This is a genomic window from Pseudooceanicola sp. DL12 (assembly GCF_056270665.1).
In genome coordinates this window covers 201,116-207,500 of sequence record NZ_CM149884.1, presented here as the reverse complement: position 1 = coordinate 207,500, position 6,385 = coordinate 201,116, and the positions used below count along the sequence as shown (strand labels likewise).

The window sequence follows — 6,385 nt, the reverse complement described above, 5'->3', positions numbered from 1 at the left end:
GATTACTCGGATATCCTTGACGTTCGAACCTCTGCACATCTGTGTCCCGGAGGCTAGTCCGGGACGTCTCTGTTTGTCTGTGCTTCAGTACCAAAGGTACAGAAACCGTTCAAACAGTGAAGCTGACATTCCATCATCGGCCGAAGCCTAGGAACGCGATATGCAGACATTGATCATCGAAATGATCCAAACCGCCCACATATCTCTTCAGATACTCGCGATGTCAAAGAGCGTAGAGACAAAAACCAGACCAGTGCGCCCTAACTTACGGCGCGCCCGCCCGTCATTACCTCTGAATTTCTTGTCACCACCTAACCGTCCAGTCCCTCAAGAGCGTCCGCTCCGTCCGTCCCGTCCGCCTCAGTGGCGCCCCGTAGCGCCTCAGCGCCGCCGGTGAAGGGGGTTCTAAGGTTATCACCCAGAACCCGCAAGCGGAAAAAACACTCGAAGCGCGTTTTTTCTGATTTTTTGATAAAACCATTCAATATCAAATGCTTACCATGAGCGTTTTCCGCTTCCGCCTCGCCCTGACCCGCCCCCCCCCCCTCCATGGAAAGGGCGCTCTAACCCCCTCCCCAGGACAGAATCCCTGACTCGGAGCAGAATGACTCGGAAGACTCTCCGCGGTCGCCACCCGGCCAGCATCCAGAGGGGAGCAGAACAGCATATCCAGAAAGTTCGCTCCGCCCTCGGAACATGCGCCATAGAGACGTGCATATAAGGAAGGGAGCCAAGACCCGACCAAGCCCCCGCAACGACACTTGTATATAGAGCGCCATATAGAGTGCGATCGAAGCCGGAGCGGGCCAGGACAGCCCGCCAGCCCGTACCGGCACCGAAGACAGGCCTTAGGCCAAATCGGCCAGGGGCAGGTGTCTCACTCTTCCGCCAAGCCCACTTGCATTCGAGCCCGAGGAATATCGCGAGAGCGGCAGCCGCAGAGCGAGGCCCTACGCCTTCTGACCGAAGATCATTCGCCAGGCAGAGAGGCGCTCCACCGCGCGCCCAAGACCACGCACAGCCCACACTGCGATAGAGAAGACGGCTTCACACCGGATAGAGAGGCACTGCACACTCCCCCGCTGCGTGACGCATATCCGGAAGATGAGACTCGGACGTCACGCAACATGGGTGATCCGATCCCGCCTCGGCCGTATGACTGACGTATTACTGACGTATTAAAGAGCTGAAGGCTGTGACCGGCCAGGGCGCAACGGTCGCGACGGTCGAATCCCGCGCGGGCGGCTCGGACCAACACATCACCCACAGCATAAAGCCCTGCGGTCCTTCCCTGCATGGCTGACCCTGGACCCACCCACCTTGGAGCAGAGAGACAGCGAACCGGAGGTGACGATGGAATTCATGGAAGCCGGTAACGCCCGCGCGATCGCCGCCATGGCGGCAGCACATGACCAGTCCCGACAAGGGGATGCCGATCTCGCAAGCGCGCTAGACATACCCCCATGAAAGAAGGCAAGCCTGTCTGCAAATTTTCAGGAAGGGATTTGGTGGAGCCTAGGGGGATCGAACCCCTGACCTCTTGCATGCCATGCAAGCGCTCTCCCAGCTGAGCTAAGGCCCCGTTCCGCAAGGCCGTTTCGACCTTGTGCGGCGCTATCTATGGGAAGCCCGGGGCGGGATCAAGCGAAAAATCACGCCCCCGGCAAACTCTTTTCGACTTAGTCGTCGTCGTCGTTCGACACGTCCGCGATATCGTCCAGCGAGACGTTGTCATCATCGTCGTCATCCAGGACATCATCGTCCAGATCCACGTCGACATCATCATCGTCCAGGACGTCGTCATCCGAATCCACGGACATGGCGGCCGCTTTCTTGGTGGCGGCATCCTCGGCATCGGCAGCAATCATGCGGCTCTTGCCCAGATCCAGCTCGACCACCTCACCGGTGTACGGGCTGATCACAGGATTCTGGTTCAGGTCATAGAACCGTTTGCCTGTGGTCGGGCAGACGCGCTTCGTGCCCCATTCTTCCTTGGGCATTTGGGTTCCCCTTTTGGCTGACATCTCTTGTCCACGATCCGCGCCACCTGCCATAACACCGACAGGGTGTCAAAACCTTTGTGCACAACGTGGGAGCGGAGTGAAAAGCATATGGGCCAGCATGTCCTTCCCGGCAACCCCCCGGTGCCCCTGACGCTGCGCAGATCGTCGCGGGCGCGGCGCATCTCGCTCCGGGTCTCCTCTCTGGACGGACGGGTGACGCTGACCCTGCCCTCCCATGTCCCCGAACGTGCCGCGCTGGACTTCGCGGCGGAGAAGGAGGAGTGGCTGCGCCATCACCTTGCCGCGCGCGAGGAAGACGTGGCCATCCTGCCCGGCGCAGAGCTTCCGGTGGAAGGGCGGCTGCGACTGCTGGCTGCCGGCACCGGCCGTTCTGTCCGCGTCCTCGAGGACCGGATAGAGGTGCCGGGCTCCCAGGATCGCTTTGGTGCGCGCCTGCAGGGGCATCTAAAGGCCCTGGCCCGTGACAGGCTTGCCGCTGCCTGCGATCTCCATGCCGCGCGCCTCGGGCGCCCCTACAGCCGGCTGACATTGCGCGACACCCGGTCCCGCTGGGGCTCCTGCACACAGGACGGGGCGCTGATGTTTTCCTGGCGGCTGATTCTGGCCCCGGCGCCAGTGCTGTCCTACGTCGCCGCGCATGAGGTCGCCCACCTGGCCGAGATGAACCACTCCCGCGCCTTCTGGGACACCGTCGAGGAAATCCACGGCGACTATCGCAAGCAGCGCCTCTGGCTGCGTCGCGAGGGCGCATCACTGCACCGCTATCAATTCGGCGCTTGACCTTCCCCCGGGCTGTGATCACAAAACTGCCATGCTGATACAGACACGCCCGGACCCATCGCCCTCTGCGCACGACCGCACTTATCGCGGCCTGCGCACCCGCATCATGCACGGCGAGATCCCGCCCGGGCAGTCGCTGACCCTGCGCGGCATTGGCAAGGAATACGACGTGTCCATGACCCCGGCGCGAGAGGCCGTGCGCCGCCTTGTGGCCGAGGGCGCCCTGCAGCTGTCCTCCTCGGGGCGCGTTTCCACCCCCGACCTGTCGAACGAGCGTATCGAGGAGCTGGCAGCCCTGCGCTCGCTGATCGAGGTCGAGCTGGCCTCGCGCGCCCTGCCCCGTGCCCACATGGCGCTGATCGACCGGCTGCAGATGATCAACGCCGGCATCAGCGACCGCGTGCGAGAGCATGATTCGGTGGGCTACATCCGGACCAACCTGGAGTTTCACCGCACGCTCTACCTGCGGGCCCAGGCACCGGCGATGCTGGCCATGGCCGAAACGGTCTGGCTGCAGCTCGGCCCGACGATGTGCAAGCTCTACAACAAGATGCGCCGCAACGAGGCGCCGCATTTCCACAAGCTGATCATCGCGGCACTTAAGGCCGGCGACGAACCGGGCCTGCGCCTGGCCGTACGCTCGGACGTGACTCAGGGCCTCAGGATGCTGACGACCTGAAGGGCCTCAGGCGGCCCTGGGCTTGCGTCCGGCGCGAGAGACGTTGTCGCCGGCATTCGGCGCCAGGCGCACCACGTCGAACAGGCTGATCAGGCAGAAGACAGCCGCGATGGCAAAGCCCAGCTTGAAGGGCGCAGCCGGATCGCCACCGGCGAAGATCGTCTCGCCCAGCCGCCAGCCGATGGCGCCAAGGGCGATGCCAAGCGCCCGCGAGAGCTGCTGGAAGGTCGCGTTCAGCGTGTTCGCATCGGGCATCCGCTCGGGCCCCAGGTCGGCAAAGGCCATGGTGCCGAGCGCGGTGAACTGCAACGAGCGCGCCATGCCCGACACGAAGAGCAGACCGCCGATCACCCAGAAATTCATGTCGGGCCCGATGAAGATCATCGAACCGATCGCCAGGCCATTGACCACCGCGTTGACCATCAGCACGCGACGGAAGCCCCAGCGCCGCATGATCGGCGTGGTGAACGGCTTCATCACGATATTGCCCAGGAAGACCGCCATCAGCATCATCCCGGCATCGAAGGCATCCCAGCCGAAGCCGATCTGGAACAGCAGCGGGATCAGGAAGGGAATCATGTTGATCGCCATCCGGAACATCGACCCGCCCACCACCGTGACCGAGAAGGTCGGCTCCGACATCGCCTCGAAGCGCAACAACGGGTGATCGCTGCGCCGCAGGTGCCACAGCCCCAGGACCGTCAGTGCAACGCCAAGGCCCCCCAGAAGCGCGACCCGCAGGTAACGCGCCTCCTCCCCGCCCAGAGTTTCCGCCGCGAAGAGCAGGCAGAACATTGCAGGGCCGAGGGTGACGAACCCCAGCCAGTCGAAGCGCTTGCTCCAGTCGCGGTCGAGGTGCGGCAGCAGTTTCAAGCCGAAGAGAAAGGCCAGCACGCCGAGCGGCAGGTTCAGCCAGAAGATCCAGTGCCAGGAAGCCTGATCGGTGATCAGCCCGCCCACCGGCGGCCCCAGCACGGGCGCGATCAGCGCCGGCCAGATCAGCAGGGCCATCGCCCGCACCAGTTGCGATTTCGGTGTCCGGGCCAGGACGATCAGCCGCCCCACCGGCAGCATCATCGCGCCGCCGACGCCCTGCAGGATCCGGGCGGCCACGAATTGCGGCAGGGTCTGGCACAGTCCGCAGAGCAGCGAGGCAAAGGTGAAGATGATGATCGAAGAGAGAAAGACCGGCCGTGCGCCGAACTTCTGTGCCGCCCAACCGGACACCGGCACCAGCACCCCGACGGTCAGCATGTAGGTGCTGACGCCGATGTTCAGATCCACCGGCGGCACGCCAAAGGCCCCTGCCATGGCCGGGATCGCCGGGGTCACGACCGAGCCGTCGAGGATCTGCATGAACATGGTCGCGGCGACCAGAAGCGGCAGGGCGATCGGGGCCTTGGCCTCTTCCGTTGCGGGGCCGGTCACCCCCGGAGCCTCCGGTGAGGCCCCCGTCTCTGCATGCGTATCCATGTGCTTTTCCATCATCCGTTCCGCCGCGTCTTCCGAAATCGGCGGCCCGAAAACAACCCTCCGAAGAGCACAGCAGTTTCATGCAGAAACGCACAACGCTTTGGCGCCCCCCACTGTCCCGGCCAGTGTCTCAGCCCCTCAACGGATCAGTATCGCCCTGAAATCGTTCACGTTCGTCCCCGTCGGGCCGGGCGCAAAGATCAGCCCTGCCGCATCAAAGGCGGTATAGGCGTCATTGCGGGAGAGAGCCTCTGCCGGGTCGCAGCCGGCGGCACGCATCGCGGCGGCGGTGTCGCCATCGGCAAAGGCGCCGGCATTGTCCTCGCTGCCGTCGATCCCGTCTGTATCCGCCGCAAGGGCCGCAACCCCCTCGGCGCCCTCCAGCGCCAGGGCCAGGCTCAGCAGGAACTCGGTGTTGCGCCCGCCACGCCCCTTGCCGCGCAGGGTCACCGTGGTCTCTCCGCCCGACAGGATCAGCACAGGGCGGGTGAAGGGACGGTTCCGGTTCAGCACCTCGCGCACCATCGCGGCCTGCACCCGGGCAACCTCCCGGGCCTCGCCCTCCATGGCGTCCGACAGGATCACAGCGGGAATGCCCTCGGCCTCGGCAAGGGCCGCTGCCGCCTCGAGCGAGCGCGCAGCGCTGGCGATCACATGCACGTCATTGCCGGAGAAGATCGCGTCACCCGGCCCCGGCGCATCCTCCGGGGCAGAGGCAAGGAAGTCCATGATCCGATTGGGCAATTCGATGCCATAGCCCCGGATCGCGGCCAACGCGTCGGCCCGGCCCTTGGTGCAGGGCACCGTCGGCCCGGACGCCACCTGCGCGGGGTCGTCGCCGGGCACATCCGAGACGATCAGGCTGACCACGCGGGCGGGAGCGGCGGCGGCGGCGACGCGGCCGCCTTTCAGGCGCGACACCTGCTTGCGGATGGCGTTCATCGCCCCGATCGGCGCGCCGCTGGCCAGCAGCGCGCTGTTCATCGCCTGCTCGTCCTCGAGGCTGAGCCCCGCCGGCGGCCCGGCCAGCAGCGCAGAGCCGCCGCCGGTGATCAGGGCCACCACCAGATCATCCTCTGTCAGCCCTTCGAGCGCCCCGAGCAGCCGGATCGCCGCGGCCTCTCCGGCGGCATCCGGCACCGGGTGCGCGGCCTCGAGCACCTCGATCCGGCGACAGGGCGCGGCATAGCCATAGCGCGTTACGACAACCCCCTCCAGCGGCCCGTTTCCCGCCTTTTCCCAAGCATTCTCAAAGGCCTGCGCCAGCTGCGCGGCGCCCTTGCCGGCCCCGATCACGACGGTCTTTCCCTTTGGTGGCGCCGGGATATGCCCCTCGAGCGCCACGGCGGGATCGGCAGCGGCCACGGCGGCCTCGAAGAGGCGCGTGAGAAAATCGCGGGTCTGGTCGTCCATGCGGGCATCTCCTCCG

The 6,385-nt window shown here is 65.1% G+C and carries 5 protein-coding genes and 1 tRNA gene; 2 read left to right on the top strand and 4 right to left on the bottom strand.

Annotated features, from left to right (window positions below):
* Positions 1-1,506: 1,506 nt before the first annotated feature.
* Together AC0WR5_RS01010 and AC0WR5_RS01005 are read right to left on the bottom strand one after the other, a co-directional pair.
* Positions 1,507-1,582: transfer RNA gene (locus tag AC0WR5_RS01010), tRNA-Ala, on the bottom strand.
* A gap of 97 nt (positions 1,583-1,679) precedes the next feature.
* Positions 1,680-2,000, bottom strand: a complete 321-nt coding sequence (locus tag AC0WR5_RS01005; protein ID WP_475866155.1) for a TIGR02300 family protein — start codon at positions 1,998-2,000, stop codon at positions 1,680-1,682.
* A 111-nt stretch (positions 2,001-2,111) separates the two neighbouring features.
* On the opposite strand from AC0WR5_RS01005, the gene AC0WR5_RS01000 reads away from it, so the two are divergent.
* Entirely contained in the window at positions 2,112-2,804 is a 693-nt protein-coding gene (locus tag AC0WR5_RS01000; protein WP_475866154.1) for a M48 family metallopeptidase, read from the top strand.
* Positions 2,805-2,835: 31 nt separating this feature from the next.
* Complete coding sequence (locus tag AC0WR5_RS00995; protein ID WP_475866152.1) at positions 2,836-3,483, top strand: GntR family transcriptional regulator; 648 nt, start codon at positions 2,836-2,838, stop codon at positions 3,481-3,483.
* Positions 3,484-3,489: 6 nt separating this feature from the next.
* On the opposite strand, the gene AC0WR5_RS00990 is transcribed toward AC0WR5_RS00995, so the two are convergent.
* Positions 3,490-4,956 carry an MFS transporter gene (locus tag AC0WR5_RS00990; protein WP_475866151.1) on the bottom strand — a complete coding sequence of 489 codons (1,467 nt, stop codon included), beginning with the start codon at positions 4,954-4,956 and terminating at the stop codon, positions 3,490-3,492.
* A gap of 138 nt (positions 4,957-5,094) precedes the next feature.
* On the bottom strand, positions 5,095-6,369 hold the full coding sequence (locus AC0WR5_RS00985) for a glycerate kinase type-2 family protein (RefSeq protein WP_475866149.1): 1,275 nt from the start codon (positions 6,367-6,369) through the stop codon (positions 5,095-5,097).
* Positions 6,370-6,385: the final 16 nt, after the last annotated feature.

Bases quoted from the DNA above. Each gene is read 5' to 3' on its own strand.
- AC0WR5_RS01005 (WP_475866155.1), bottom strand. From the start codon at position 2,000: ATGCCCAAGGAAGAATGGGGCACGAAGCGCGTCTGCCCGACCACAGGC.
- AC0WR5_RS01000 (WP_475866154.1), top strand. From the start codon at position 2,112: ATGGGCCAGCATGTCCTTCCCGGCAACCCCCCGGTGCCCCTGACGCTG.
- AC0WR5_RS00995 (WP_475866152.1), top strand. From the start codon at position 2,836: ATGCTGATACAGACACGCCCGGACCCATCGCCCTCTGCGCACGACCGC.
- AC0WR5_RS00990 (WP_475866151.1), bottom strand. From the start codon at position 4,956: ATGGATACGCATGCAGAGACGGGGGCCTCACCGGAGGCTCCGGGGGTG.
- AC0WR5_RS00985 (WP_475866149.1), bottom strand. From the start codon at position 6,369: ATGGACGACCAGACCCGCGATTTTCTCACGCGCCTCTTCGAGGCCGCC.